The organism is Acidovorax soli (assembly GCF_900107605.1).
GTDB classification, from domain to species: Bacteria; Pseudomonadota; Gammaproteobacteria; order Burkholderiales; family Burkholderiaceae_C; genus Acidovorax; species Acidovorax soli.
Window position 1 is genome coordinate 1 of record NZ_FNQJ01000008.1, and the last position, 25,892, is coordinate 25,892.

Below are 25,892 nucleotides of genomic sequence, written 5' to 3' on the forward strand. Positions count from 1 at the left end.
CCCCAGCATTTGCAGCGCCTTCTGGATCAGGCTCACTACTTCGTGCTCCCGCCTCGACGACCTGATCGAAGCTTCCCGCGCGAGGTCAAGCGATCGACACGCAGCAAGTACCCACCAAAAAAATGCCAGTCAGGGCTTAACTGACTGGCATTGCCCCGAAGGGGCCTTCCGCTCAAGACAAACTGCGGGCGAGCGGCTCAGTAACTGTCGCCGCCACCATAGCCGCCACCGCTGCGGCCGCCATTGCGTGAGCCCGTGCCGTAGGGGCTGCGGAAACCGCCCTCGCTGCGTCCACCACCGCCGTAGCCGCCACCATCACCTCGGCCACCACCTCCATAGCCACCGCCGCCGCCTTCACGGCCACCACCGTAGCCACCACCACCGCCACCGCCGTATCCGCCGCCACCACCGCTGCGGCCGCCACCGTAGCCACCGCCACCGCCAAAACCTCCACCACTGCGGGGCGGACGTGGCTCCATCGGGCGGGCTTCATTGACAACGATGCCACGGCCTCCCAGGGACTGGCCGTTCATGCCCTGAATGGCCGCCTGCGCTTCAGCATCGCTGCCCATCTCGACGAAGCCAAAGCCCTTGGAGCGACCCGTATCGCGTTCCATCATGACCTTGGCGCTTGTTACGGCACCAAATTGACCAAAGGCCTGTTCCAGATCGCTGTCGCGCACCGAATAAGGCAGGTTGCCGACATACAGTTTGTTGCCCATCACGGGACTCCTCAAAAACACATGGATAAAGCGATGGAGTCCCGAAAACGCAGCCAGTTGATCTCAACGAAGCCTTGAGCGCGAAACCGACGGATCACCGCAAACTTTTAGGCGAGAAAAACCCCGCAAACTGAATATGTCTCACAGTTTTTGGGAAAACGCAAGTGCTTTTGCCCGCTGTGGCAGCAATGCTGCAGCCATGAAAAAAGGAGCCCTGAGGCTCCTTGTTTTCCGGTGGCAGGTGCAAGCACCTGCTGAACGGTCTTAGTAGCTGTTACGGCCACCGCCGTAACCGCCACCACCACCACCGCCGTAGCCACCGCCGCTACGGCCACCGCCGTAACCGCCGCCGCCATTGCCGCCACCGAAGCCACCGCTACGGGGAGCGCGTGGCTCCATGGGGCGGGCTTCGTTGACCACGAGGTCACGGCCACCGAAATTCTGGCCATGCACGCCCTGGATGGCGGCTTGAGCTTCGGCATCGCTGCCCATTTCGACAAAGCCGAAACCCTTGGAGCGGCCGGTGTCGCGCTCCATCATGACCTTGGCGCTGCCGACCGAGCCGTACTGGCTGAAGGTCTGCTGCAGGTCTTCGTCGCGGAAAGAGTAGGGCAGGTTGCCCACGTAAAGTTTGTTGCCCATGAAGGACTCCTGAAAAAACATGAAAACGCGATGGGAGTCCTACGCAATCAACAAACCTGTGACGACTTCAAAGACGCGAAACTGACCAATCACCGCTAACTTAACTGCTTTCCTGCTAGGCAGAAAAAGCCAAGCCATTATCAGTCACTTTTATGCGCTGCGCGGATATTTATTTCTAAGGAGAAATTTTTCGGGTAGAAAACGTTGTAAAGGGATCCGGGGAACGCGTTGCACTAAAATAGCGCCGTCTTTGGGGAGTAGCCCGCCCGGCCGCACAAGGCGCCGGGGGCTTGCGTCAACACACTTGGGTTCCCACAACCTATGGCGCACGCGGCTTGTGATGAGCTGGGCGAGACCATTGACTGCATGCCGATCCATTGGCCGGAGTCGGTGTGCGGTCAATGCGTTCACCACCCATCCGGCCGGATCGGACCCCCCTCCCCATGGAAGCCTTTTTTGTTTCTACCGCCATCGTCGCCCTCGCCGAGATGGGCGACAAGACCCAGTTGCTGGCGCTGGTGCTGGCCGCGCGTTTCCGAAAACCCTGGCCCATTGTGCTGGGCATCCTGGTCGCCACGCTGGCCAACCACGGGTTGGCGGGGGCTGTTGGCGCCTGGGTAACCACGTTGGTGGGACCACAGATGTTGCGCTGGATTCTGGGTGCCTCCTTCATTGCCATGGCGGTGTGGATGCTGATCCCCGACAAGCTCGATGAAGGCGATGCCGACGGTTCGCCGCGCTGGGGAGTGTTCGGCACCACGCTGGTGGCTTTTTTCCTGGCCGAGATGGGCGACAAGACGCAGATCGCCACCGTCATGCTGGCGGCGCAGTACAACGCCTACCTGTGGGTGGTGGCCGGAACCACGCTGGGCATGATGCTGGCCAATGCGCCCGTGGTCTGGCTGGGCGACCGCATCACGCGCCTGGTGCCCATCCGCATCGTGCACCTTGTGTCGGCAGCCATTTTCGTGGTCCTCGGACTGGTGGCGATTTTTGCGCCGGCCTGATGGGCCAGCGTCGCCGCCGGGCGGCCCTTTTGGTATATTTGCCGCACGCGCCGATTTGCCACAGCTTGCGGGCGCTTAATAAATTCTGCTAAAGACCCGTCCGACACATCCCGGCCTCGTTTTTAGCGACGCCGGGTTTTTTTATGTCGTTCATTGCCACACCCCAGACCATGCATTTTCCGGAGGTGCTGCCGCTGCAAAGCGGTGCATCGCTCCGTGATTACCACCTGGCTTACGAAACCTACGGCACCCTCAATGCCGATGCGTCCAACGCCGTGCTGGTGTGCCACGCCCTCAACGCCTCGCACCATGTAGCCGGCGTGTACGAGGGCCAGGACAAGAGCGAGGGCTGGTGGGACAACATGATCGGCCCCGGCAAGCCGGTGGATACCAACCGGCTCTTCGTGATCGGCGTGAACAACCTGGGCTCGTGCTTCGGCTCCACCGGACCCATGCACCTGCACCCGGATACCGGCGAGGTCTACGGTGCCGATTTTCCCGTGGTCACGGTGGAGGACTGGGTCAATGCCCAGGCTCGGCTGCTGGAGCGGCTGGGCATCACGCAGCTGGCCGCCGTGCTGGGCGGCAGCCTGGGCGGCATGCAGGCCTTGAGCTGGACGCTGCAGTACCCCGAACGGGTGCGCCATGCCGTGGTGGTGGCCAGCGCGCCCAACCTCACGGCCGAGAACATCGCCTTCAACGAAGTGGCGCGCCGCGCCATCGTCACCGACCCCGACTTCCACGGCGGCCATTTTTACCGCCACGGCGTGATCCCGAAGCGCGGCCTGCGCATCGCGCGCATGATCGGCCACATCACGTATTTGAGCGACGATGTGATGAACGAGAAGTTCGGCCGCAGTCTGCGTGCCCCCACGCTCCCCGCTTCGCGTGGTTCGCTGCCCCTCGAGGGGACTGGTCCGGCTCGGGGCGGCCCAGCGCCGGACCTCCGCGATTATTTGTACAGCACCCAGGACATCGAGTTTCAGATCGAAAGCTACCTGCGCTACCAGGGCGACAAGTTCAGCGAGTATTTCGACGCCAACACCTACCTGCTGATCACGCGCGCGCTCGATTACTTCGATCCGGCGCGCGGCCATGGCGGTGACCTCACCCAGGCGCTGGCACGCGCCACGGCCAAATTTTTGCTGGTCAGTTTCACCACCGACTGGCGGTTTTCTTCCCGGCGCAGCCGCGAAATCGTGAAAGCCCTGCTCGACAACCGACGCAGTGTGAGCTACGCCGAAATCGATGCCCCCCACGGGCATGATGCCTTCTTGCTCGATGACGCCCGCTACATGAACGTCATGCGCTCTTACTTCGATAGCATTGCAAAGGAGCTGGCATGACCGAGAAAACCACGATGCAAGCCATTGCCCGCATGGTTCCACCCGGCTCGCGCGTGCTCGACCTGGGTTGTGGCGACGGCGCCATGCTGTCCTACCTGCAACGCGAACGAGGCTGCAGCGGCTACGGCATCGAGATAGCCGACGCCAACGTGCTGGCCTGCGTGCAGCGCGGGGTGGACGTGATCCAGCTCAACCTCGACGAGGGCCTGGCCATGTTTGGCGACAACTCTTTCGACGTGGTGCTGCAGATCGACACCCTGCAGCACCTGCGCAACGCCGAGGTCATGCTGCGAGAAACCGCCCGCGTGGGTCGCACCGGCGTGGTGGCCTTCCCCAACTTCGCGCACTGGCCCAACCGCCTGTCGGTGCTGCGCGGGCGCATGCCGGTCACGCGGCGCCTGCCCTACCAGTGGTACGACACGCCCAACATCCGCGTGGGCACCTACAAGGATTTCGAGGTGCTGGCGCTCAAGAACCACCTGCGCGTGATCGATGCGTTCGGCCTGCAGGCCGGGCGCACGGTTCGCTGGTGCCCGAACGCGCGGGCGGGCACGGCCGTGTTCCATTTCGAGCACGCCTGATGACCCCCTCATGGCCGCCTCCTTTGCCCACAACCGCTCCGTGGCGCGCCAGGTCATGGATGGCCATTGGCCTGGTGGTGCTGCTCGATTCGATCGGCTTTGTCAGCATGCCATGCACCGTGCCGGTGAAAGCAACCGCACCATGGCGGCGGTGGATGCTCTCGCCGGCGCGGAGAACCGCCGCACGCTGATCCGTGCGCTGGACCGCGCTGCGCCGCACCTCCACCCCGGGGCCGAAGCAGGCCCCTCCTGATACGCGCTCCTCGCCTGGCCACTGAGAACTTGGCGCCTGCGTGCACGTTGTGGTCGAATGCGGTTTTCGCAACGCCGCAGGAGCCCGCCCATGAACGCCCGTGTCCCCTCCCAAATCCTTGAACCCGCGCTGGCGCTGGAGCGGATCGGCCAGACATGGGACAGCGACATCCTGCGCCAGCTCACCGAATACATCGCCATTCCGGCCAAGTCGCCCACCTTTGCCCCCGACTGGGCGCAGCAGGGCCTGCTCGACACCGTGGTGCGCAATGCTGCCACCTGGGTCGAGGCGCAGAAGGTGGCGGGCCTGCACCTGGAAATCGTGCGTCTGCCCGGCCGCACCCCGGTGCTGTTCTTCGAGATCGAGGCCACCGAGGCCGCCGCCACCCAGACCGTGCTGATGTATGGCCACCTGGACAAGCAGCCCGAGTTTTCCGGCTGGCGCAGCGACCTCGGCCCCTGGACGCCCAAGTACGAAGACGGCAAGCTCTACGGGCGCGGCGGCGCCGACGATGGTTATGCCGTGTACGCCAGCATCGCCGCCGTGCAGGAACTCCAGCGCCAGAACGTGCCGCACCCGCGCATCGTGGGCCTCATCGAAACCTGCGAGGAAAGCGGCTCGCACGACCTGCTGCCCTACATCGATGCCCTGCGCGCGCGCCTGGGCGATGTGGGTCTGGTGATCTGCCTGGACAGCGGCGCCGGCAACTACGACCAGCTCTGGCTCACCACCAGCCTGCGCGGCATGGCCAGCGGCACGCTCAAGGTCGAGATCCTCACCGAAGGCATCCACTCGGGCGACGCCTCGGGCCTGGTGCCGTCCAGCTTCCGCATCATGCGCCAGGTGCTCGACCGCCTGGAAGACAGTGCCACCGGCCGCCTGCTGCCCGCCAGCTTCCATTGCCAGGTGCCTGCCGACCGCCTGGCCCAGGCCCGTGCCACGGCCGCCATCCTGGGCGACGAGGTCTACAAGCGCTTTCCGTGGGCGCACTACGACTGCGGCGGCTCCACCACCTTTGCGCTGCCCACCACCACCGACCCGCTGCAGGCCCTGCTCAAGCGTACCTGGGAGCCCACGCTCAGCGTGACCGGCGCCGAGGGCTTTCCTGCGCTGCAGGACGCGGGCAACGTGCTGCGCCCCTACACCGCCTTCAAGCTCAGCCTGCGCCTGCCCCCGCTGGTGGACGCTGCCCAGGCCGTGCAGGACTTGAAAGCCCTGCTCGAAGACAACGCGCCCTACCAAGCCCGGGTCACGTTCGACGGGAGTGGCGGCGCCACGGGCTGGAACGCCCCGGCCACTACGCCCTGGTTCGAACAGGCGCTCAATGATGCGTCGCAGGCGCACTTTGGCGCGCCCTGCGGCTACATCGGCCAGGGTGGCACCATCCCGCTGATGAACATGCTCAGCGAGGGTTTTCCGAAAGCCCAGATGATGGTGTGCGGCGTGCTCGGCCCCAAGAGCAATGCGCATGGTCCCAACGAGTTTTTGCATGTGCCCTATGCCAAACGCCTCACCGCCTCGGTGGCGCAGGTGATCGGCGCCATGGCCCGGCAGGCCGCCTCGGAGGCCGCTACGGCCTGAGCACCGGCAGGGCGCGCGCGCCAACCACCCCGGCAATCTGCTGGAACCTCCACCGCAACGCATGCCACCCGTGCACTTCGCTTGCTCCCAACCTTGGTCGTCCCGCCCATGTCTGACGCTGTTGTATCCACCTTGAGCACCTTGACGACCTTCACCGCGGCAGACGGCGAGAACCTGGCCGTGCAGGACTGGCCCCTGATGGAGGGCTCACCCCGCGGCACCGTGCTGCTGGTGCATGGCCTGGGCGAGCATGTGGGGCGGTACGATGCCCTGGCGCGGCGCCTGAATGCCTGGGGCTTTGCCGTGCGGGGCTACGACCAGTATGGCCACGGCGAGTCGGGCGGGCCGCGCGGCGGCCTCACCACGGCCATGCGCCTGCTCGACGATCTGGCCGACATGGTGGACGCCACCCGCGCCCGCATGGCGCCGGGCCAGCCGCTGGTGCTGCTGGGCCACAGCCTGGGCGGGCTGGTGGCGGCGCGGTTCGTGTCGCTGCACCTGCGGCCGGTGGATGGGCTGGTGCTGTCATCGCCCGCGCTGGACCTGGGGCTCAACGCCATGCAAAAGCTGCTGTTGGCCACGCTGCCGCGCATCGCGCCCAACCTGCGCGTGGGCAACGGGCTAGATCCGCAATACCTCTCGCACGACCCGGCCGTGGTGGCCGCCTACCTGGCCGATCCGCTGTGCCATGACCGCATCAGCGGCCGCCTGGCCCGGTTCATGGCCGACGCGGGGCCGGCCACCATGGCGCGTGCCAGGCACTGGGGTGTGCCCACCTTGCTGATGTGGGCGGGTGCCGACCGATTGGTCAATCCTGCTGGCAGCCAGGCCTTTGCCGCGGCGGCACCCCAGGGTGTGGTGCAGTCACATTGCTTTGAGCCCTTGTTCCATGAACTGTTCAACGAAAGCCCTGCGCTGGCCGCGCCGGTGTATGGCCTGCTGCACCAGTGGCTGGTGCGCCATTGCCCGCTGGCACCCCCGGTAGCCGTGGCCGGATGAGTTCAAGCCATATAGGCTTTCCAGAACCCGTGGACGCTGCGGTTGCAGGGCGTGGCCTTAGCGCACCGGCACTGCGCGCCTGCGCTGCAGCGCGAGCCATGCCAGCGCCAGCCCCGTCACGGCGATCGGGACCAGTGAGCCGGCGTTGAGCAGCGTCCAGCCCTGCGTGGTGACCAGCACGCCCGACGAGAACGAGCTGAGCGCCAGCGTGGCAAAAACGCAGAAATTGATGGCAGCCTGGGCACGGTCTTTTTCCTCGGGGCGGTAGGCCGTCAGGGCCAGCGCCGTGGCGCCGGTGAACAGAAAGTTCCAGCCCACGCCCAGCAGGAACAGGGCCACGCCAAAGTGCTGCAGCTCCAGCCCCATCAGCGCAATCACCACGCAGGCGGCATTCAGCAGCACTCCCGCACCCATGACAGCCAGCACGCCAAAGCGCTTGATGAGGTGGCCCGTGAAGAAGCCCGGCGCAAACATGCCGATCACATGCCATTGCAGCACCGTCGCCGCATCGTCAAAGGCGAAGCCACAGACCTGCATGGCCAGCGGTGTGGCGGCCATCAGCAGGTTCATCACGCCGTAGCCCAGGGCGGCGCCCAGCACCGCCACGATGAAAGCCGGTTGCCGCATCAGTTCGGCCAGGGGCCGGCCTTGGGCGGGCAGGCCTGCCGCGTCGAGCACCGGTGGCTGCGCCTCGAAGCGGATGGCGGCCATGCAGGCCATGGCGATGAGCGCCACGCCCATCAGCGCGATGTAAGCCCCCGCAAAAGGCACGGGGAACAGCGTGCGCGTGGCGCTGGCCAGATTGGGGCCCGTGACGGCGCCCAGCAGGCCACCGGCGAGCACCAGTGAAACGGCCTTTTCGCGGAACGCAGGCAGCGACAGTTCGGCGGCCGCAAAGCGGTAGAGCTGGCCGTTGGCGCTGTAGTAGCCTGCCACCAGGGTCGCAGTGCACAGCAGCCAGAAGTTGGCGCTGAAAGCCGCCCAGGCACACAGCGCGGCGGATGCCACCGCCACGGCCAGCCCGATCTGGAACGACACCTGCCGTCCCCAGCGCCTTTGGCTGCGTGCCACCAGCGGGGTGGACAGGGCGCCGCCCACCACATAGCCCATCACGGGCAGCGTGGCCATCCAGCCGAACGGCGCCAGTTGCAGGCCCACCAGGCCGTTGATGGCGATGAAGACCACGTTGTTGGTCAGGAAAAGGCCCTGGCAGAGGGCCAGCAGCCAGAGGTTTCTGTTCACGGCAGTGGGTTGTGGAGAAAAGAGGAGAGCCTACCTGGTGAGCGGGCGCTGCCGAAACATGGGTTGCATCAAAGCCCGGCATCGGTTGTCCGGCATTGTGGGCTGCAGTTGATGAAGATCAGCCACCCCGTGGCCAGGGACCGCTAAGGTGCCGCCAGTGCCGTGGCTCCATGCCCGGAGCCGGCCATTGATCGTTTGCCATGGAATCCCTGAACCCTACTGCGGCGCCCCCTGCGGCGCCAGCCCTTGAACTGGTCTGCCCCGCCGGCAGCCTGCCGGCCCTGAAGGCGGCGGTGGACAACGGTGCCAACTGCGTCTATCTGGGCCTGCGCGACGCCACCAACGCCCGCAACTTTGCCGGCCTCAATTTCGACGAGGCGGCCATCGCCAATGGCATCCGCTACGCGCACGAGCGTGGCTGCAAGGTGTTCATGGCGCTCAACACCTACCCGCAGGCGTCCGACCCCGCACCCTGGCGCAGCGCCATGGACAAGGCGGTGGACCTGGGCGTGGACGCCGTCATTCTGGCTGATCCCGGGCTCATGCAATACGCCGCGCAGCGCCATCCGCAGCTGCGCCTGCACCTGTCGGTGCAGGGCTCGGCCACCAACTACGAGGCCATCAACTTCTACCGCGAGCAGTTCGGCATCGTGCGCGCCGTGCTGCCGCGCGTGCTGTCGATGGAGCAGGTGCGCCAGGTCATCGACAAGACGCCGGTGGAGATCGAGGTGTTTGGTTTTGGCAGCCTGTGCGTGATGGTCGAGGGGCGCTGCGCGCTGTCGTCCTACGTCACGGGCGAATCGCCCAACACGCATGGCGTGTGCTCGCCGCCGAAGGCAGTGCGCTGGCAGGAGACGCCGCAGGGCCGCGAGTCGCGCCTGAACGGCGTGCTGATCGACCGCTACGCACCCGGCGAGAACGCCGGCTACCCCACCTTGTGCAAGGGCCGCTTCGACGTGGGCGACGACGAGAACTACTACGCCATCGAAGAGCCCACCAGCCTCAACACGCTGGAGCTGCTGCCCCAGCTGCTGAAAATCGGTGTGCGCGCCATCAAGATCGAAGGCCGCCAGCGCAGCCCCGCGTATGTGGCGCAGGTCACCAAGGTCTGGCGCGAAGCCATGGACCAGTGCCTGGCCAATCCCCACCGCTACGCCCCCAAGACGACCTGGATGGCCAGCCTCGACCAGGTGGCCGAGGGCCAGCAGCACACGCTGGGCGCCTACCACCGCCCCTGGAAATGAGGAACAACCCCCTGAGGCGCTTCGCGCCTTCCCCCTTCTCTCGCCTCGCTTGCGCGATGCGGGAAGGGGGACACCGCCAGCGCGGCGGGGCGGCCCTTGCGCGGCGGTCGCTGGCCTGGGCCGCGCCAGATTCGAACTCAGTGAGCCGCTTTGGCGCCTGGCTACCACGATGAAAACCTTAGAGATCGCCCCATGAAACTCTCTCTCGGCCCGCTGCTGTACTACTGGCCGCGCGAAACCATCTTTGCTTTTTATGAGGCCATGGCCGCCACGCCGCTCGACGTGGTCTATCTGGGCGAAACCGTGTGCTCGCGCCGCCATGAGTTGCGCCTGGCGGACTGGCTGGACATCGCCCGCATGCTGCAGGACGCAGGCAAGCAGGCCGTGCTGTCCACGCAGGTGCTGATCGAGTCGGGCTCGGACGTGAGCGTGCTGCACAAGATCGCCGCCAATACCGACTTCACCGTCGAGGCCAACGACATGGGCGCGGTGCGCTGCCTGTCGGGCCAGCGCCCCTTCGTGGCCGGCCCGCACCTGAACCTGTACAACGCGCCCTCGCTGCAATGGATGGCCCAGCTGGGCGCCAGCCGCTGGGTGATGCCGCTGGAGATGGCGCAGGATGCGCTGGCCGCCATGCTGGGGAACCGCCCGGCCGGGCTCGAAACGGAAGTGTTCGCCTACGGGCGCATGCCATTGGCCTACTCGGCGCGCTGCTTCACCGCGCGCCATCGCAACCTGCCCAAGGACGACTGCCGCTTCAGCTGTATGGACCATGCCGACGGCCTGACGCTGCGCACGCGCGAGAGCGAGGATTTCCTCGTGCTCAATGGCACGCAGACGCAATCGGCCCGCGTCTACAACCTGGCCAACGAGCTGGCCGCGATGGGCACCATGGGCGTGGACCTGGTGCGGCTGAGCCCGCAGGCGCAGCACATGGCGCAGATCATCGCGCTGTTCGACGAAGCGCGCGGGCCGGCGCAGCCCGCCAGCGTGGACTATGTCGAGCGCATGCAAGCCTTCATGCCCGACCAGCCCTGCAATGGCTACTGGTTTGGCCGTCCCGGTCTGGAGCAGGGGCATGCCGCAAGCCATGCGCCTGGCCCCTGATGTTCACCGTGCTTTTCACCCTGGCCCGAGTGCCACTCCCACGCCATGGCTGCTTCTTCTGATCTTCTGGTGGTTCCCGCTCCGGTGGGGGCCTTGCTGTCGCGCCTGCCCGCCTACCCCGGCTCGCTGCTGCTGGTGACCGCGCTCAACCTGGCGCTGGCCCGGCACCTGCCCGCCGATGTGGGCCAGTTGATGCTGCACAAGAAGATGCGCGTGCAGGTGCGCGATGCGCGCCTGACGTTCGACTTCGCCTGGACCGGCCAGCGCTTTGCGCCCCAGGCCCCGCTGGTGGCCCCCGCCGTGGCCGACCTGACGCTGAGCGCCACCGCCCACGACTTTCTGCTGCTGGCCCAGCGCCAGCAAGACCCCGATACCCTGTTCTTCAACCGCCGCCTGTCCATGGAGGGCGACACCGAACTGGGCCTGGTGGTGAAGAACGCGCTCGACGCCATCGAGCTGCCCGTGCTCGACCCGCGCCAGTGGACGCCGCGCCAGGTGCTGGGCCGCCTGCGCCAGCGCATGGATTCCGCGCGCAGCGCCGGACGATGACCATGGCCGCCGATCCCAACCACCCCCTGGTCTATTCCTGCTCCGGCTGCTCCAGCGCCGCGCAGCTGGCCAACCATGTGGCGCTGCAGCTCGACCGGCGCGGCGTGGCCGAGATGTCGTGCATCGCCGGCGTGGGCGGCGATGTGCCGCACCTGATGAAGATCGTCCGTTCGGGCCGGCCCATCATTGCGCTCGACGGTTGCCCGCTGGTCTGCGTCAAAAGCACGCTGGCGCGCCATGGCATCGCTGCCGACCGGCATTACCAGCTGCAGCAGTACGGCGTGAAAAAGCGCACGCACGAAGACTTCGATCCCGTGCAGGCCGCGCTGGTGCTGGAGCAGGTGGAGGCCGACCAGATGGCGCAGCCCCTGCAACGCCCGGCGCTGCGGCCCGCCGCCGTGGAGCCCTCGCATGGCTGATGCCCGACGCCCGCGCCGCGTCATCGTGGCCATCTCGGGCGCCAGCGGCGCCGTGTATGGCGCGCGCCTGCTGCAGGTGCTGCAGGGCCAGAGCGGCATCGAGACGCACCTGGTCGTGTCGGATGCCGGCTGGCGCAACCTGCGGCACGAGCTCGACATGGACCGCCCCACCGTGGAGGCCCTGGCGCACCGCGTGCACGATGTGGCCAACGTGGGCGCGGCGATTGCGAGTGGCTCGTTCCAGTGCCACGCCATGGTGGTGGCACCCTGCTCCATGCGCACGCTGGCGGCCATTGCCCATGGCCTGGCCGACAACCTGCTCACGCGCGCCGCCGATGTGGCGCTCAAGGAACGCCGCCGCCTTGTGCTGATGGTGCGCGAATCGCCGCTGCACCTCACGCACCTGCGCAACATGGTGGCGGTGACCGAGATGGGCGCCATCGTCTGCCCGCCGCTGCCCGCCTTCTACCTGCGCCCGCAGACCGTGGGCGAGGTGGTGGACTACAGCGTGGCGCGCGCGCTCGACCTCATCGACGTGGCGCACGACCTGGCGCCGCGCTGGGAGGGGTTGGCGGCAGATGCTCCATAAAATCCCTCTGCACCACTCCCTGCGCCTGGCGGCCTGTTGGTTCAAATATGGGTACTGAGATGGCCTACCGCGACCTGCGCGACTTCATGGCCCAGCTCGAAGCCACGGGCGATCTGCGCCGTGTTGCCGACCCCGTATCTCCATACCTGGAGATGACCGCGCTGAGCGACCGCGTGCTGCGCGCCGGTGGCCCCGCGCTGCTGTTCACGCAGCCCACGGGCCACCGCATGCCCGTGCTCACCAACCTGTTCGGCACGCCCGAGCGCGTGGCCCGGGCCATGGGTGTGGCCGACCTGCGCGGCGTGCGTGCTTTCGGTGAGCTGCTGGCCACGCTCAAGGAGCCCGAGGCGCCCAAGGGCTTCAAGGACATGCTGGGCATGGGCCACTTGCTCAAGACCCTGTGGAACATGGCGCCGCACACCGTGGGCCGGGGCGCGCCCTGCCAGCAGGAGGTGTGGGAAGGCCCCGATGTCGACCTGGCCCGCCTGCCCGTGCAGCATTGCTGGCCGGGCGACGTGGCGCCGCTCATCACCTGGGGCCTGACCATCACGCGCGGCCCGCGCAAGGCGCGGCAGAACCTGGGCATCTACCGCCAGCAGGTGATCTCGCGCAACCAGCTCATCCTGCGCTGGCTGGCCCACCGGGGCGGGGCGCTGGATTTCCGCGACCACTGCGCCACCCACCCCGGCCAGCCCTATCCCGTGGCCGTGGCGCTGGGCGCCGACCCGGCCACGCTGCTGGGCGCCGTCACGCCCGTGCCCGATTCGTTGAGCGAATACCAGTTCGCGGGCCTGCTGCGCGGCGCCCGCACCGAGGTCACTCCCGCGCTGGGCGTGCCGCTCACGGTGCCAGCCACGGCCGAGATCGTGCTCGAAGGCCATATCCAGCCCGATGCCAACCATGCGAGCGGCTGGCAGCATGCGCTCGAAGGTCCGTACGGCGACCACACCGGCTACTACAACGAGTGCGCCGAATTCCCCGTGCTCACCATCGACCGCATCACGATGCGCAAGGACGCGATCTACCACAGCACCTACACCGGCAAGCCACCCGACGAGCCCGCCGTGCTGGGCCTGGCGATGAACGAGCTGTTCATTCCGCTCCTGCAAAAGCAGTTCCCCGAGATTGTGGACTTCTACCTGCCGCCCGAAGGCTGCAGCTATCGGCTAGCGGTGGTGAGCATCCGCAAGGCCTACGCGGGCCACGCCCGGCGCGTGATGATGGGCGTGTGGAGCCACCTGCGCCAGTTCATGTACACCAAGTTCATCGTGGTGGTGGACGACGATGTGGATGTGCGCTCATGGCCCGAAGTTATCTGGGCCATCACCACCCGCATGGACCCGGTGCGCGACACCATGATGGTGGAGAACACCCCCATCGACTACCTCGACTTCGCCTCGCCCGTGAGCGGCCTGGGCAGCAAGATGGGCCTGGACGCCACGAACAAGTGGCCCGGCGAGACCCAGCGCGAGTGGGGGCAGCCCATGGCCATGGACGCCGCCGTGCAGGCGCGCATGGATGGGCTGTACCAGGCGCTGGGGTTGTAAGCGCAACCAGGGTCGATACCACCGGCGACCCGGTTTTCTTTCCAGATGACATCGTTCACAAACAGCGATAAGATAGTAATAGATTACTTACTTTCATCATGAAAAAAACCACCACCGAGGCCGCTCCGCCCAGACACCTGCCTGCCGACGAACGCCGTGCCGTCACCGTCGAGGCCGTGGTGGCGCTGGCGGCCACGCAGAACCCGAGCGAGATCACCACCTCGGCCATCGCCCGGCACATGCACCTCACGCAGGGTGCGCTGTTCCGGCACTTCCCGAACAAGGACGCCATCCTGCAGGCGGTGATGGACTGGGTGGCCACGCAGCTGCTGGCGCGCATCGACCGCGCGGCCGACGGCGCGGCTTCGCCCCTGGCGGCGCTGCGGGCCATGTTCATGGCGCATGTCGCCTTCGTGGCCGAGCACCCGGGCGCGCCGCGCATCATTTTTGGCGAACTGCAGCGCGCGGGCGATACGCTCCCCAAGCAGATGGTGCAGACGCTCATCACCAGCTATGGCAAGCGCCTGCAAGGCCTCATCGCGCAAGGCCAGGCGCAGGGCGAGGTGCACGCGGGGCTGGATGTGCCGGCGGCGGCCACGTTGTTCATCGGCACCATCCAGGGCCTGGTGATGCAGTCGCTGATCACCGGCGACATGCAGCGCATGCGCAGCGATGCCCCCCGGGTTTTTGCCATCTACCAGCGCGGCATTGCGCCCGCCAGCGAAAGCACACGATGAAAAAATTCCCATTGCAAGGCCGCACGCTGGCGCTGCTGGCCGTGGTGGTGCCCCTGCTGGCGCTGTTCGTGTATGTGGTGCTGCGCTCGGGTCCGCTGGCCCCGGTGGCAGTCACGCTGGCCCAGGTCGAGCGCAAGGCCCTCGCTCCGGCGCTGTTTGGCGTGGGCACCATCGGCGCCCGCACCACCACCAGAATCGGCCCCACGGTGGCCGGGCGCATCCAGCGGCTGGATGTGGACGTGGGCGACTCTGTCCAGGCCGGCCAGGTGCTGGGCGAGATGGATGCGGTCGATCTGCAAGACCGCTTGCAGGCCCAGGAGGCCGCGCTGCAGCGCGTGCAGGCCAGCCTGCGCGAGGCCCAGGCACGCCAGGCCCACGCGCAGGCACAGGCCACGCGCTATGCGCAACTGCTGGCCGTGCGCTCGACCAGCGAAGAGCTGGCCGCCGCCAAGCAGCAGGAGCTGCAGGTGGCCGATGCGGCCGTGGCTGCCGCGCAGGCCGAAGCGGTGCGCGTGCGTGCCGAGCGTGCCGCCATCGGCACGCAGCAGCGCCATCTGCGCCTGGTGGCGCCCGCCGCTGGCCTGGTGACGCTGCGCTTTGCCGACCCCGGCACCACCGTGGTGGCGGGCCAGGCGGTGGTGGAGGTGGTGGACCCTGCCAGCCTGTGGATCAACGTGCGTCTGGACCAGATCAACGCGCATGGCCTGAAGGCCGGCCTGCCGGCACAGGTGGTGCTGCGCTCGCGCGCGGGCCAGGCGCTGGCGGGGCGCGTGCTGCGCGTCGAGCCGCTGGCCGACGCCGTGACCGAGGAAGCGCTGGCCAAGGTGGTGTTCGAGGCCTTGCCTTCGCCCCTGCCGCCGCTCGGTGAACTGGCCGAAGTGACCATAGCCCTGCCCGCGCTGGCGGCGCAACCCGTGCTGCCCAATGCCGCCGTGCAGCGCGTGGGCGGCCAGACCGGCGTGTGGCGCTGGACCGATGGCCAGCTGCAATTCGCGCCGGTGCAATTGGGCAGCGCCGACCTCGACGGCCATGTGCAGGTGCTGCAGGGGCTGGACGAGGGCGACCAGGTGGTCGTCTACAGCGAAAAACCCCTGAGCGCGCGCAGCCGCATCCGGGTGGTGGAGAGTCTGGCCAAGGGTGCAAGCAAGGGCGCACCATGATCAGCCTGTCCGGCCGGGACATCCTGCATGCCTGGGGCAAGTTTGTCTTCACCGGCGTGGGCCTGGGCCTGCTGATCGGGGTGACGTTGACCATGGCCGGGGTGTACCGTGGCATGGTGGACGACGGCAAGGCGCTGCTCGACAACAGCCGCGCCGACATCTGGGTGGTGCAGAAAGACACGCTCGGGCCCTATGCCGAATCGTCCAGCCTGCAGGACGACCTGTACCGCGGCATCCTGGCGATGCCCGGCGTGGCCCAGGCCGCCAACGTCACCTACCTCACCACGCAGGTGCGCAAGGGCACAACCGATGTGCGCGCCATGGTGGTGGGCATGGCGCCGGGCCCGGCGGGCGTCACGCCGGGCTGGCCGCCATACCTGGTGGACGGGCGCCAGGTCACGCGCGGCCACTACGAAGCCGTGGCCGACGTGGCCGCCGGTTTTCAGCTGGGTGAGCGCCTGACGGTGCGGCGCAACCACTACACCGTGGTCGGGCTGACGCGGCGCATGGTGTCCTCCAGCGGCGACCCGATGGTGTTCATCCCGCTCAAGGATGCGCAAGAGGCGCAGTTCCTCAAGGACAACGACGCCATCTGGCACAACCGCCGCCGCACCGAGGCCAACCCCGCCTTCAACCGCCCGGCGGTGCCCGGCCTGCTGGACGCCGTGATCGCCTCGCAAAGCACCAATGCCTTCGTCAACGCCGTGCTGGTGACCGTGCAGCCCGGCGCCGCCCCGCACGAGGTGGCCCAGGCCATCCAGCGCTGGAAGCGCCTCACGGCCTACACGCGCCCGCAGATGGAAGAAATCCTGGTCAGCAAGCTGATCGCCACGTCGGCCAAGCAGATCGGCATGTTCCTGGCCATCCTCGCCATGGTCAGCGCCGCCATCGTGGCCTTCATCATCTATTCGCTCACGATGGACAAGATCCGCGAGATCGCCGTGCTCAAGCTCATTGGCACGCGCAACCGCACCATCGCCGCCATGATCCTGCAGCAGGCGCTGGCGCTGGGGGTGATCGGCTTCGTGGTGGGCAAGATCTCGGCCACGTTTGCCGCGCCCTTCTTTCCCAAGTACGTGCTGCTCATGCCCATGGATTCGGTGGCCGGCTTCTTTGCCGTGCTGGGCATCTGCGTGATCGCCAGCGTGGTCGCCATCCGCATGGCGCTGCGGGTGGACCCGGCGCAGGCCATAGGCTGATAGGAGGGTGATGCCATGAGCGCCAAAGGAATCCGCGTGGAAGGCCTGAGCAAAAGCTTTGGCAAGGGCGACACCGCCGTGCACGCCCTGAAAGACGTCAACCTGCAGGTCAGCCCCGGCGAGGTGGTCGGGCTGGTGGGGCCGTCGGGCTCGGGCAAGAGCACGCTGCTCAAATGCCTGGGCGCCGTCATCGACCCCACCGCCGGGCGCATGGTGCTGGGCGACGAGGTGATCTACGACAACGGCTGGCAGGTGCGCGACCTGCGCGCGCTGCGGCGTGACAAGATCGGCTTCGTCTTCCAGGCGCCCTACCTGATTCCGTTTCTGGACGCCACCGACAACGTCGCCCTGCTGCCCATGCTGGCCGGCGTGCCCAACGCCGAGGCCCGTGCCCGGGCGCTCGAATTGCTCACCGCGCTGGATGTGCAGCACCGCGCGCGCGCCATGCCGGCCCAGCTCTCGGGCGGCGAGCAGCAGCGCATCTCGATTGCGCGCGGCCTGGTCAACCGCCCGCCCGTGATCCTGGCCGACGAGCCCACCGCGCCCCTGGACAGCGCGCGCGCCCTGGCCGTGATCCGCATTCTCAACGACATGGCGCGCCGGTTTGAAACCGCCGTCATCGTGGTCACGCACGACGAAAAAATCATCCCCACCTTCCGGCGGATTTACCACATCCGCGACGGCGTGACGCACGAGGAAGCGGGCGAGGGCCGCAGTCTTGCATAACCCCCCACAAGGAAACGCCATGGCAAAGACAACGCAGCGCAGCGCCCGTGCCCGGCTTGCGCTGGCCGCTGCCGCCTGTGCGGCGCTGCTGGCCGGTTGTACCACCGGGCCCGACTTCCACCCGCCGGCCGGGCCCGACAGTGTGCAGATTTCCGCGCAGGGGCCCACACCCCACCCGGAGGCCGCCATCGACCTGGCCGCGCCGTGGTGGCACCAGTTGGGCTCGCCCCCCTTGAACCAGCTGATCGGCCAGGCGCTGGCCGCCAGTCCCACGCTGGCCGCCGCCGAGGCCACGCTGCGCCAGGCGCAAGAGATGCAGGCGGCGCAGGCCGGCGCCACGCAACTGCCCCGTGTCGATACCAGCGCGGGTGCCCAGCGCCAGCGCATCTCGCCCAGCGCGCAGGGCCTGCCGGGCGAGGGGCGCAGCTTTGGCCAGTACAGCGCCAGCATCGGCGTGCGCTACGCGCTCGACCTGGCCGGCGGCAACCGGCGCGCCCTGGAGGCCCTGGGCGCCCGCACCGACTACCGGCGCTACCAGCTCGAAGGCGCGCGGCTGAACCTGGCGGCCAGCATCGTCGGCACCGCCATCACGCAGGCGCGGCTGGCGGCGCAGATCGAGGCGCTGCAGGCCATCGTGCAACTGCAAGACGAGCAGCTGCACCTGGCCGGCGAACGCCTGCGCCTGGGCCAGGCCGCGCACAGCGAGGTGCTGGCGCTGCAGGCGCAGGTGGAACAAACGCGCGCCAGCGTGCCGCTATTGCGCCAGCAGCACCAGCAAAGCAGCCACCTGCTGGCCACGCTGGCCGGGCGCGAGCCCACGGCGCAGGGGCTGCCCCGGTTCACGCTGGACGATTTCACGCTGCCGACCGATCTGCCGCAGGCCATTCCGTCCGGATGGGTGCGCCAGCGCCCCGACATCCAGGGTGCGCAGGCGCTGCTGCATGCGGCCACGGCCGATTACGGCGTGGCCGTGGCGCGCCTGTACCCGCAAGTCAACCTCAGTGCCAGCCTGGGCTCGCAGGCGCTGACCACGGGCGCCCTGTTTGGCGGCGGCGCCGCCGTGTGGAGCCTGATCGGCCAGATCACGCAGCCCTTGTTCAACCCCGCGCTGCCGGCCGAGAGGCGCGCTGCGCTGGCGGCGCTGGACGCCGCCGCCGCCAACTACCAGGGCGTGGTGCTGGAGGCCTTGCGCAGCGTGGCCGATGCGCTGCACGCGCTGGACAACGATGCCCAGGCGCTGGCCGCGCAGGCCGCTGCCGATGCCGCCGCGCAGGGCAGCCTGCAGTCGATGCAGCGGCAGTACGCACTGGGTTCTGCCAGCTATCTGCAGCTGCTCAGTGCCCAACAGCAGGCGCAGCAGATCCGCACCTACCTGGTGGCGGCCCAGGCGCGGCGCCTGCTGGGCAGTGCCACGCTGTACCAGGCGGTGGGCGCGGGCTGGGCGGGCGCGCAGGAGCCCGACGACGGCAGCTGAACGGCTGCTGCGTCGGGCGGGGCGGCCCGCAGATCGGAATCAGCCCAGCCAGCCCTTGGGCCGCTTGTCGGCCTTGTTCTCCACCGGGTTGGCCAGCAGCCGCTCTGCCGCGTATTGCCGCATGAACTCCTTGGCCTTGTCGGGCCGGGCCGTGAGCCAGGCGTCGTAGGCGCCTTCGTTCAGGATGGCGGGCATGCTCTTTTCGCTGCCGGGCTGGCCGTAGCGGCGCAGCAGGGCGTGGTTGTTGGCGTTCACCGTGAGCAGGCAGTAGCTGACGATGACGTCGCCATCGGTGCCCTGCCAGCGTGCCCACAGGCCCGCCACGCCCATCGGCTTGCCGTCCACGCGGGCAACCCGGGTGGGCACGGCCTTGCCGCTGCGCAGATCGTCTTCATAGAACGCGGCCATGGGCACGATGCAGCGCTGGCCGTTCAGCCAGGCATCGCGAAACGCCGTGCCCGTGGAGGCCAGGTCGGACTTGGCATTGACCAGCTTGGGCGCGCGCAGCTTCGCATCCGACGCCGACTTGACCCAGTGCGGCACCAGGCCCCACTGTGCGGGTACCAGCACGCGGGTGGTGGCGGCGCTGGCATCGGTGGGCGTCTCGGGCGCCGCGCCCGGTGCTTGCGCCAGTGCCGCCGCAGTGGCTGCATGCACGATGAAGAAGCCCGGCTTGCGCGGCCGCACGTGGCGTTCGCCCAAGGCATGCGGGGGCTCCACCGCAAAAGCCTCGCGGTAGGTGTCCGCATGCTGCAGGGTTTCGTAATGGGTGCTCATGGGGCGATGGTACCCGCGCCCTGAGCAGGCTGGAAGCAAAAAAGTCCTCTAGCACCTGTTGAATAAGCGCTTGCAGCTATCAAAATAAAAGCGAATTAAGTAACACTCAGGCCCGCAAGCTTGCTGCGGCTGATGTGCATCAAGGCCCGTGTCGCCTGCGTTTTGACGCGCACCGGCGGTGTTTTCACAATGCCGGCATGGACTTCGCACCTTCCCCCCTGGCCCGGCAACTGCATGAACGCCTGCTGGCCTTCATGGACCGCTACCTGCTGCCCTACAACGCGGCCTGGCACGCGGCCGTGCAGGCGGGCGACTACCCACCGCCTTTTCTGGAAGACCTCAAGGCCCTGGCCCGCGAGGAAGGCCTGTGGAACCTGTTCTTGCCCACGTTGCGGGAAGACGAGCCCGGCACGCGCCTGTGCCACCTCGACTACGCGCCGCTGGCCGAGGCCATGGGCCGCCTGCCCTGGGCGCCCGAGGTCTTCAACTGCCACGCGCCCGACACCGGCAACATCGAACTGCTGCACCGCTTTGCCACGCCCGCGCAGCGCGCCGCGTGGCTGGTGCCGCTGCTGGGCGGCCAGATGCGCTCGGCCTTTGCGATGAGCGAGCCCGACGTGGCCTCGTCCGACCCCACCAACCTGCAGACCACGGTGCGGCGCGAGGGGGACGACCTGGTGCTCAGCGGCCGCAAGTGGTTCATCACCGGCGCGGCGCACCCGCACTGCCGACTGCTCATCGTGCTGTGCCGCAATGCAGATGCCGACCATGCCAGCAGCCACCACCGCCACAGCATGGTGCTGGTGCCCGTGGACACGCCGGGTGTGCAGATCGTGCGCAACATCCCCGTGCTGCACCACCACGCGCCCGAAGGGCATTGCGAGATCCTGCTGCAGGGCGTGCGTGTGCCCGCCCACCACTTGCTGGGCGCCTGGGGCGCCGGCTTTGCCATGGCCCAGGCGCGCCTGGGGCCGGGGCGGGTGCACCACTGCATGCGCACCATCGGCCAGTGCGAGCTCGCCCTGCAATTGGCCGCCGGGCGCGCGCTGGAGCGCACGGCGTTCGGCAAGCCGCTGGCCGATCAGGCCAATGTGCAGGAGTGGATCGCCGAGTCACGCATCGAGATTGACCAGGCGCGCCTGCTGGTGCTGCACGCCGCCTGGCTGCTGGACCAGGGCAGCGCTGTGGACGTGCAGCAGACCCGCGCGCAGGTCGCCGCCATCAAGGTGGTGGCCGCGCGCCTGCAGCAGCGCGTGGTGGACCGTGCCATGCAGATCTTCGGCGCCATGGGCCTGTCGCCCGACACGCCGCTGGCGGCCTTCTGGACCTGGGGCCGCGCCCTGCGCCTGATGGACGGGCCCGACGAGGTGCACCTGCGCAGCGTGGCGCGGCACGAGCTGGACCGTGCGCGCGCGGGCCTGGGCGATGCGGCGGCTTACTTCACCACGCCCGAGCAGTTGCGTGCGCCGCCCCATCTGAGCGCCTGAAGCCCGGGGCGGGCGATCAGATCAGCTTCAGGCCAGCGTGAGCGCCGCCAGCGCTGCCAGCGGCGCGGTTTCGGCACGCAGCACGCGTGGCCCCAGGGTGACGGGCGCAAAGCCCTGTGCCAGGGCCAGGTCTTCTTCGGTGGCGCTCAGGCCACCTTCGGGGCCCGACAGGAATACCACCGCAGCCGCAGCGGCGGCGGCATGCAGCGGCCCGGTGCCGGCGCGCAGTGACAGCAGCAGGCGCGCGCCCTGCGCGGGCGCTGGCGGGTGGGCGCGCAGCCAGCCGGCCAGGTCCACCGCGCCATGCACCACAGGCACGCGGTTGCGCCCGCACTGCTCGCAGGCGGCCACGGCCACGGCCTGCCAGTGGGCGATTTTCTTGTCGGCGCGCTCGCCCTTGAGCTTGAGCACGCTGCGCTCGGCCACCAGCGGCGTGATGCTGGCCACGCCCAGTTCGGTGGCCTTTTCCACCAGCCAGTCCATGCGCTCGTTGGCGGTGATGCCGGCCAGCAGGTGCACGGCGCGCGGCGCCTCGCGTTCGATGGTGTGGTGGGCGCCCACCTGCACGCGCACATCGCTGCGGCCCATGCGCAGCACGCTGGCGTCGAACTCGCCGCCGGGGTCGCCCGCGCCCTGGCCGCCATGGAACAGCGTGATGCCGTCGCCCGGCTGCAGACGCAGCACCTGCACATGGCGCGCGGCGCCGGGGGGTAGGTCGATTTCGGCACCGGTGGCCAGGGGCGCCGGGCAATGGAAGCGGGGCATATGCTAATTATTTAATAGCTATTGGCGCTTGCTGGATAAGCGCCAAAGCCATATTTTTCTTGAAATTTCAGGTGGGAGATGCAGCCCGTCACATCCGGCCGTAGGCGAAGCCGGTCACGGGTTCGGTGCCTTCGATCTGGTCCAGCATCTTGAGCAGCGGCCCCAGCTGGCGGTAGCGGTTGGCCGTGGCGCGGATATAGCCCATGAAGCGCGGCGCGTCGGCCAGGTACCTGGGCTTGCCGTCGCGCAGGGTCAGGCGCGCAAAGATGCCAGCCACCTTGAGGTGGCGCTGCAGGCCCATCCACTCCACGGCGCGGTAGAACTCGCCGAAGTCATCGCCCCAGCCGCTGGCGCTGGTGGCGCCCAGCAGGCCGGCCTTGCGCGCCTTCTCCCAGTAACGCACGGTAATGTCGATGACGAAATCTTCTTCCCAGCTGATGAAGGCGTCGCGCAGCAGGCTGGCGATGTCGTAGGTGATGGGGCCGTGGACGGCGTCCTGGAAATCCAGCACGCCCAGAGGGCCGCCTTCCTGCATGGGCGCCATCAGATTCCGGGTCATGAAGTCGCGGTGCACATAGACCTGCGGGGCGGCCAGGTTGTGGGCCACGATGGCATCGAAGGCGCTTTGCAGCGTTGCCTGCTGCTTGTCGTCCAGCGTGACGGCGCGGTGTTTGGCCAGGTACCAGTCGGGAAACAGCGCCAGCTCGCGGCGCAGCAGCGCTTCGTCATAGGCCGGCAGCACGCCGGGCCTGGAGGCCTTCTGCCAGTCGAGCAGCACGTCGGTGGCCTGCTGGTACCAGCCGTAGGCGGCCTGGGGGTTTTCGGGCCGCAGCAGCTCGATCAGCGTGGTGCTGCCCAGATCGCTGAGCAGCATGAAACCGCCGGGCTCGTCCCACGCCAGGATCTGCGGCACGTTCAGGCCGGCGGCGGCCATCAGGCCTTGCACCTGCACGAAGGGGCGGCAGTTTTCCTTGTCGGGCGGGGCGTCCATCACGATGCAGCTGGCGCCGGCGGCGCTGTCGATGCGCAGGTAGCGCCGAAAGCTGGCGTCGGCCGATGCCGGGCGCAGGCTGGCGGGCAGCAGCTGGTGGGCGGGGACCAGCGGTGCGAGCCACTGCGCGAACGCTGCCTGCCGGGCTGCATCGGGCCAGCTGACGAGGCTGGCCGGGTTGGCGATGGCGGGCGATGCCGCGGCAAGGGGCGTTGGGGGGGAAGAGGGGTGGCTCATGGATAATCCCATTTTACAAACCCGCCCTGCCTGGCGCGGGCCGTTTTTCAAGCCTTGTCCATATTGCCCGACGTGCCCCGCCGCCCGCCCTCCTTAGTGCAGAACCCCCAACCCCTTTCCCGGCCGGTGCGGCAAGCCGCTGCGCGGGCCCGTCGGCCGGGGCTGCACCCTCTGGCCTGTGCCGTGGCGCTGGCCTGGTGCGGCCTGCCGCAGGCCGCCTTGGCGCAGGCCGATGCGCCCAGTGCCTGGGATGCCCCGCCGCTGCGCCGCAGCCCCCAGCTGCAGGAGACCCTGCCGGCCGACTTGCGGCCCCAACTGCCGGTGTTTGTGTCGGGCGACCGCATCACCGGCCAGCCCGATGTGAAGGCCACCATCGACGGCCATGCCGAGCTGCGCCGCGGAGATACCGTGATCCGTGCCGACCGGCTGGATTACACCGTGCCCGACGACCTGGCCCATGCGCAGGGGAGCGTGCACATCAACCGGGCCGGCAACACCTATGACGGCTCGGTGCTGGAGCTGCGCGTGGACGCGTTCCAGGGTTTCTTCAGCGATGCGCGTTACCGCTTTCTCAGCACCGGCGCCCATGGTGATTCCGCGCGTGTGGATTTCCTGGACCGCGACCGTAGCGTGGTGCACACCGCCACTTACACCACCTGCCAGAAAGACGACTCGGCCAGCTGGGCGCCCGACTGGGTGCTGCGCGCCAAGAGCATCCACCTGGACACGGCGGAAGAGGTCGGCACTGCCGACGAGGCCGTGCTGGAGTTCAAGGGCGTGCCGATACTGCCCATTCCGCACATCAGCTTTCCGCTGTCGGACAAGCGCAAGTCGGGGCTGCTGCCGCCCACGGTGGGCCTGGACAGCCGCAACGGCCTCGAATACATGCAGCCCTACTACTGGAACATCGCCCCCAACCGCGATGCCACGCTGCGCGGCGCCATCCTGGCCAAGCGCGGCGTCGAGGTCGGGGGGGAGTTCCGGTATCTGGAAAGCGACTACCGCGGCCTGGTGGATGTCAATCTGATGCCCACGGACAGCCAGCGCGACCGCAGGCGCTGGGGCTATTCGGCGCAGCACCAGGGGCAGATCAGCACCCCCGTGGGCGGCGTGGGCCTGAATCTCAACCTCAACCGGGTGAGCGACGACAACTACTGGCGCGATTTCCGCCGGGGCCCGCTGCCGCTGCGCCAGCGCCTGCTGCCCAGCGATGCCACCCTGTCATGGGCTGCAGCCGACATGTCGGCCCAGGTGCGCACCCTGAAGTGGCAGGCCCTGCAGGATGTGGCCTCGCCCATCGTGCCGCCCTACAACCTCATGCCCCAGCTGCTGTGGCGCTACACACCCCAGGATCTGGACCGGGGCCTGGATTTCAGCATGGTGGCCGACACCACGCGCTTCGAGGCGGACCGGGTGCTGCCCAACCCGGCCGATGGCCAGCGCAGCTTTGTGCAGGCGCAGCTGAGCCGCCCGTTTCTGGCGCCGGGGGGCTTCGTCATCCCCAAGCTGCAACTGCATGCCACGCAATACCAGTTCGACAACCCGCTGAGAAATGGCCAGAGTTCGGCCAGCCGCACCCTGCCCACCTTCAGCCTGGACAGCGGGCTGGTGTTCGAGCGCGATGCGCGCCTGCTGGGCCGCGCCTTCACGCAGACGCTGGAGCCGCGCGCGTTCTACACCTACACGCCCTATCGCGACCAGCGCTACCTGCCGCTGTACGACACGGCGGCCACCGACTTCAACTTCGGCACCATCTACACCGAAAACTCTTATGGCGGCAATGACCGCCTGGCAGACAACAACCTGCTGACCATGGGTGTGACGACGCGCTTCCTGGATCCCAATACCGGCGCCGAGGCCTTGCGCCTGGGCATTGCCCAGCGCCTGCGTTTCTCCGACCAGAACGTGACCCTGGACAACACGCCCATCAGTGAACGCCTGTCCGATGTGCTGCTCGGAGCGGGCATCAACTGGACACCGCAGTGGGGCTTTGACTCCACCGTGCAATACAACCCCAAGACGGGGCGCTCCATCCGTTCCACCGTGGGCGCGCGCTACAGCCCTGGCAACTTCCGCACCATCAACGCGGTCTATCGCCTGCAGCGCGGCACCAGCGAGCAGATCGACGTGGGCTGGCAGTGGCCGCTGGCGGCCTTGTGGGGCGGGCAAGCTGCGGGCAGCGGCCCGGAGCGCGTCAAGGGCCAGGACGGCGGCCGCTGGTACACCGTGGGCCGCCTCAACTACAGCCTGCGCGACCGCAAACTGGTCGACACCGTGGTGGGCTTCGAATACGACAGCTGCTGCTGGATTGGCCGGGTGGTGCTGGAGCGCCTGCAAAGCAGCGTGACGACCGCCAACACGCGGCTGCTGTTCCAGATCGAATTCGTGGGTTTCTCGCGCCTGAGCTTGGGCAACAACCCCCTCGACACCCTGAAACGGAATGTGCCGCGCTACCAATACCTGCGTGATCAGGTCAGCACCCCCAGCCGCTTCAGCAACTATGACTAACCT

At 68.0% G+C, this 25,892-nt stretch carries 25 protein-coding genes and 1 riboswitch; of the genes, 19 read left to right on the plus strand and 6 right to left on the minus strand.

Annotated features, from left to right (window positions below):
- Positions 1-197: 197 nt before the first annotated feature.
- Both BLW02_RS07795 and BLW02_RS07800 read right to left on the minus strand, forming a co-directional pair.
- Positions 198-722 (minus strand): RNA recognition motif domain-containing protein, encoded by a 525-nt coding sequence (locus tag BLW02_RS07795; protein WP_092697793.1) that lies wholly within the window; start codon positions 720-722, stop codon positions 198-200.
- Between the two features lie 264 nt (positions 723-986).
- Positions 987-1,364: an RNA recognition motif domain-containing protein gene (locus BLW02_RS07800; protein WP_092697882.1), complete on the minus strand. Its 378-nt coding sequence runs from the start codon at positions 1,362-1,364 to the stop codon at positions 987-989.
- Between the two features lie 240 nt (positions 1,365-1,604).
- Positions 1,605-1,788, plus strand: a riboswitch (yybP-ykoY riboswitch).
- Between the two features lie 19 nt (positions 1,789-1,807).
- On the opposite strand from BLW02_RS07800, the gene BLW02_RS07805 reads away from it, so the two are divergent.
- The 6 genes from BLW02_RS07805 to BLW02_RS07830 all read left to right on the plus strand — a co-directional run bounded on the left by BLW02_RS07805 (position 1,808) and on the right by BLW02_RS07830 (position 7,131).
- On the plus strand, positions 1,808-2,371 hold the full coding sequence (locus BLW02_RS07805; RefSeq protein ID WP_026435618.1) for a TMEM165/GDT1 family protein: 564 nt from the start codon (positions 1,808-1,810) through the stop codon (positions 2,369-2,371).
- 143 nt (positions 2,372-2,514) lie between these two features.
- Positions 2,515-3,717 (plus strand): homoserine O-acetyltransferase MetX, encoded by a 1,203-nt coding sequence (metX, locus tag BLW02_RS07810; protein ID WP_092697794.1) that lies wholly within the window; start codon positions 2,515-2,517, stop codon positions 3,715-3,717.
- The gene (gene metW, locus BLW02_RS07815; RefSeq protein ID WP_092697795.1) at positions 3,714-4,298 is read left to right on the plus strand and encodes a methionine biosynthesis protein MetW; all 585 of its coding nucleotides are present in this window, start codon (positions 3,714-3,716) and stop codon (positions 4,296-4,298) included. Before metX ends, metW begins: the two co-directional genes overlap by 4 nt.
- A 10-nt stretch (positions 4,299-4,308) precedes the next feature.
- The gene (locus BLW02_RS07820; RefSeq protein ID WP_092697796.1) at positions 4,309-4,551 is read left to right on the plus strand and encodes a hypothetical protein; all 243 of its coding nucleotides are present in this window, start codon (positions 4,309-4,311) and stop codon (positions 4,549-4,551) included.
- A gap of 90 nt (positions 4,552-4,641) precedes the next feature.
- On the plus strand, positions 4,642-6,132 hold the full coding sequence (locus tag BLW02_RS07825) for a M20 family metallopeptidase (protein ID WP_092697797.1): 1,491 nt from the start codon (positions 4,642-4,644) through the stop codon (positions 6,130-6,132).
- Positions 6,133-6,240: 108 nt separating this feature from the next.
- Positions 6,241-7,131, plus strand: coding sequence for an alpha/beta hydrolase (locus BLW02_RS07830; protein WP_092697798.1), 891 nt, complete (start codon positions 6,241-6,243; stop codon positions 7,129-7,131).
- A 57-nt stretch (positions 7,132-7,188) separates the two neighbouring features.
- On the opposite strand, the gene BLW02_RS07835 is transcribed toward BLW02_RS07830, so the two are convergent.
- Positions 7,189-8,373 carry an MFS transporter gene (locus tag BLW02_RS07835; RefSeq protein WP_092697799.1) on the minus strand — a complete coding sequence of 395 codons (1,185 nt, stop codon included), beginning with the start codon at positions 8,371-8,373 and terminating at the stop codon, positions 7,189-7,191.
- Between the two features lie 200 nt (positions 8,374-8,573).
- Here BLW02_RS07835 and ubiU point away from each other — a divergent pair, with 200 nt between their 5' ends.
- From ubiU to BLW02_RS07890, 11 genes are all read left to right on the plus strand, one after another.
- Positions 8,574-9,617 (plus strand): ubiquinone anaerobic biosynthesis protein UbiU, encoded by a 1,044-nt coding sequence (gene ubiU / locus BLW02_RS07840; RefSeq protein ID WP_092697800.1) that lies wholly within the window; start codon positions 8,574-8,576, stop codon positions 9,615-9,617.
- Positions 9,618-9,809: 192 nt separating this feature from the next.
- On the plus strand, positions 9,810-10,724 hold the full coding sequence (locus tag BLW02_RS07845; protein ID WP_092697801.1) for a U32 family peptidase: 915 nt from the start codon (positions 9,810-9,812) through the stop codon (positions 10,722-10,724).
- A 45-nt stretch (positions 10,725-10,769) separates the two neighbouring features.
- Positions 10,770-11,273 carry a ubiquinone anaerobic biosynthesis accessory factor UbiT gene (gene ubiT, locus BLW02_RS07850; RefSeq protein WP_026435609.1) on the plus strand — a complete coding sequence of 168 codons (504 nt, stop codon included), beginning with the start codon at positions 10,770-10,772 and terminating at the stop codon, positions 11,271-11,273.
- Between the two features lie 2 nt (positions 11,274-11,275).
- Positions 11,276-11,692, plus strand: coding sequence for a putative zinc-binding protein (locus tag BLW02_RS07855; protein WP_425285654.1), 417 nt, complete (start codon positions 11,276-11,278; stop codon positions 11,690-11,692).
- A complete protein-coding gene (locus BLW02_RS07860) occupies positions 11,685-12,281 on the plus strand; it encodes a UbiX family flavin prenyltransferase (protein WP_092697803.1) in 597 nt (198 codons plus the stop codon). The genes BLW02_RS07855 and BLW02_RS07860 overlap by 8 nt, the downstream gene beginning before the upstream one ends.
- Positions 12,282-12,340: 59 nt before the next feature.
- The gene (ubiD, locus tag BLW02_RS07865) at positions 12,341-13,828 is read left to right on the plus strand and encodes a 4-hydroxy-3-polyprenylbenzoate decarboxylase (protein ID WP_092697804.1); all 1,488 of its coding nucleotides are present in this window, start codon (positions 12,341-12,343) and stop codon (positions 13,826-13,828) included.
- Positions 13,829-13,926: 98 nt separating this feature from the next.
- Positions 13,927-14,565, plus strand: coding sequence for a TetR/AcrR family transcriptional regulator (locus BLW02_RS07870; RefSeq protein WP_092697805.1), 639 nt, complete (start codon positions 13,927-13,929; stop codon positions 14,563-14,565).
- The gene (locus BLW02_RS07875) at positions 14,562-15,725 is read left to right on the plus strand and encodes an efflux RND transporter periplasmic adaptor subunit (RefSeq protein WP_092697806.1); all 1,164 of its coding nucleotides are present in this window, start codon (positions 14,562-14,564) and stop codon (positions 15,723-15,725) included. Before BLW02_RS07870 ends, BLW02_RS07875 begins: the two co-directional genes overlap by 4 nt.
- Positions 15,722-16,924 (plus strand): ABC transporter permease, encoded by a 1,203-nt coding sequence (locus BLW02_RS07880; protein ID WP_092697807.1) that lies wholly within the window; start codon positions 15,722-15,724, stop codon positions 16,922-16,924. Before BLW02_RS07875 ends, BLW02_RS07880 begins: the two co-directional genes overlap by 4 nt.
- Before the next feature lie 15 nt (positions 16,925-16,939).
- Entirely contained in the window at positions 16,940-17,650 is a 711-nt protein-coding gene (locus BLW02_RS07885) for an ABC transporter ATP-binding protein (protein WP_092697808.1), read from the plus strand.
- A 19-nt stretch (positions 17,651-17,669) separates the two neighbouring features.
- Positions 17,670-19,124, plus strand: coding sequence for an efflux transporter outer membrane subunit (locus BLW02_RS07890; RefSeq protein WP_092697809.1), 1,455 nt, complete (start codon positions 17,670-17,672; stop codon positions 19,122-19,124).
- A 39-nt stretch (positions 19,125-19,163) separates the two neighbouring features.
- Here the strand turns inward: BLW02_RS07890 and BLW02_RS07895 are convergent, their stop codons facing one another.
- Positions 19,164-19,901: an SOS response-associated peptidase gene (locus BLW02_RS07895; protein WP_092697810.1), complete on the minus strand. Its 738-nt coding sequence runs from the start codon at positions 19,899-19,901 to the stop codon at positions 19,164-19,166.
- Between the two features lie 197 nt (positions 19,902-20,098).
- On the opposite strand from BLW02_RS07895, the gene BLW02_RS07900 reads away from it, so the two are divergent.
- Complete coding sequence (locus BLW02_RS07900; protein WP_092697811.1) at positions 20,099-21,388, plus strand: acyl-CoA dehydrogenase family protein; 1,290 nt, start codon at positions 20,099-20,101, stop codon at positions 21,386-21,388.
- A 27-nt stretch (positions 21,389-21,415) separates the two neighbouring features.
- On the opposite strand, the gene BLW02_RS07905 is transcribed toward BLW02_RS07900, so the two are convergent.
- Complete coding sequence (locus BLW02_RS07905) at positions 21,416-22,153, minus strand: 16S rRNA (uracil(1498)-N(3))-methyltransferase (RefSeq protein WP_092697812.1); 738 nt, start codon at positions 22,151-22,153, stop codon at positions 21,416-21,418.
- Positions 22,154-22,241: 88 nt separating this feature from the next.
- Positions 22,242-23,381, minus strand: a complete 1,140-nt coding sequence (locus BLW02_RS07910; RefSeq protein ID WP_092697813.1) for an aminoglycoside phosphotransferase family protein — start codon at positions 23,379-23,381, stop codon at positions 22,242-22,244.
- A 126-nt stretch (positions 23,382-23,507) separates the two neighbouring features.
- Here BLW02_RS07910 and BLW02_RS07915 point away from each other — a divergent pair, with 126 nt between their 5' ends.
- Complete coding sequence (locus BLW02_RS07915) at positions 23,508-25,889, plus strand: LPS-assembly protein LptD (protein WP_092697814.1); 2,382 nt, start codon at positions 23,508-23,510, stop codon at positions 25,887-25,889.
- Positions 25,890-25,892 lie beyond the last annotated feature (3 nt).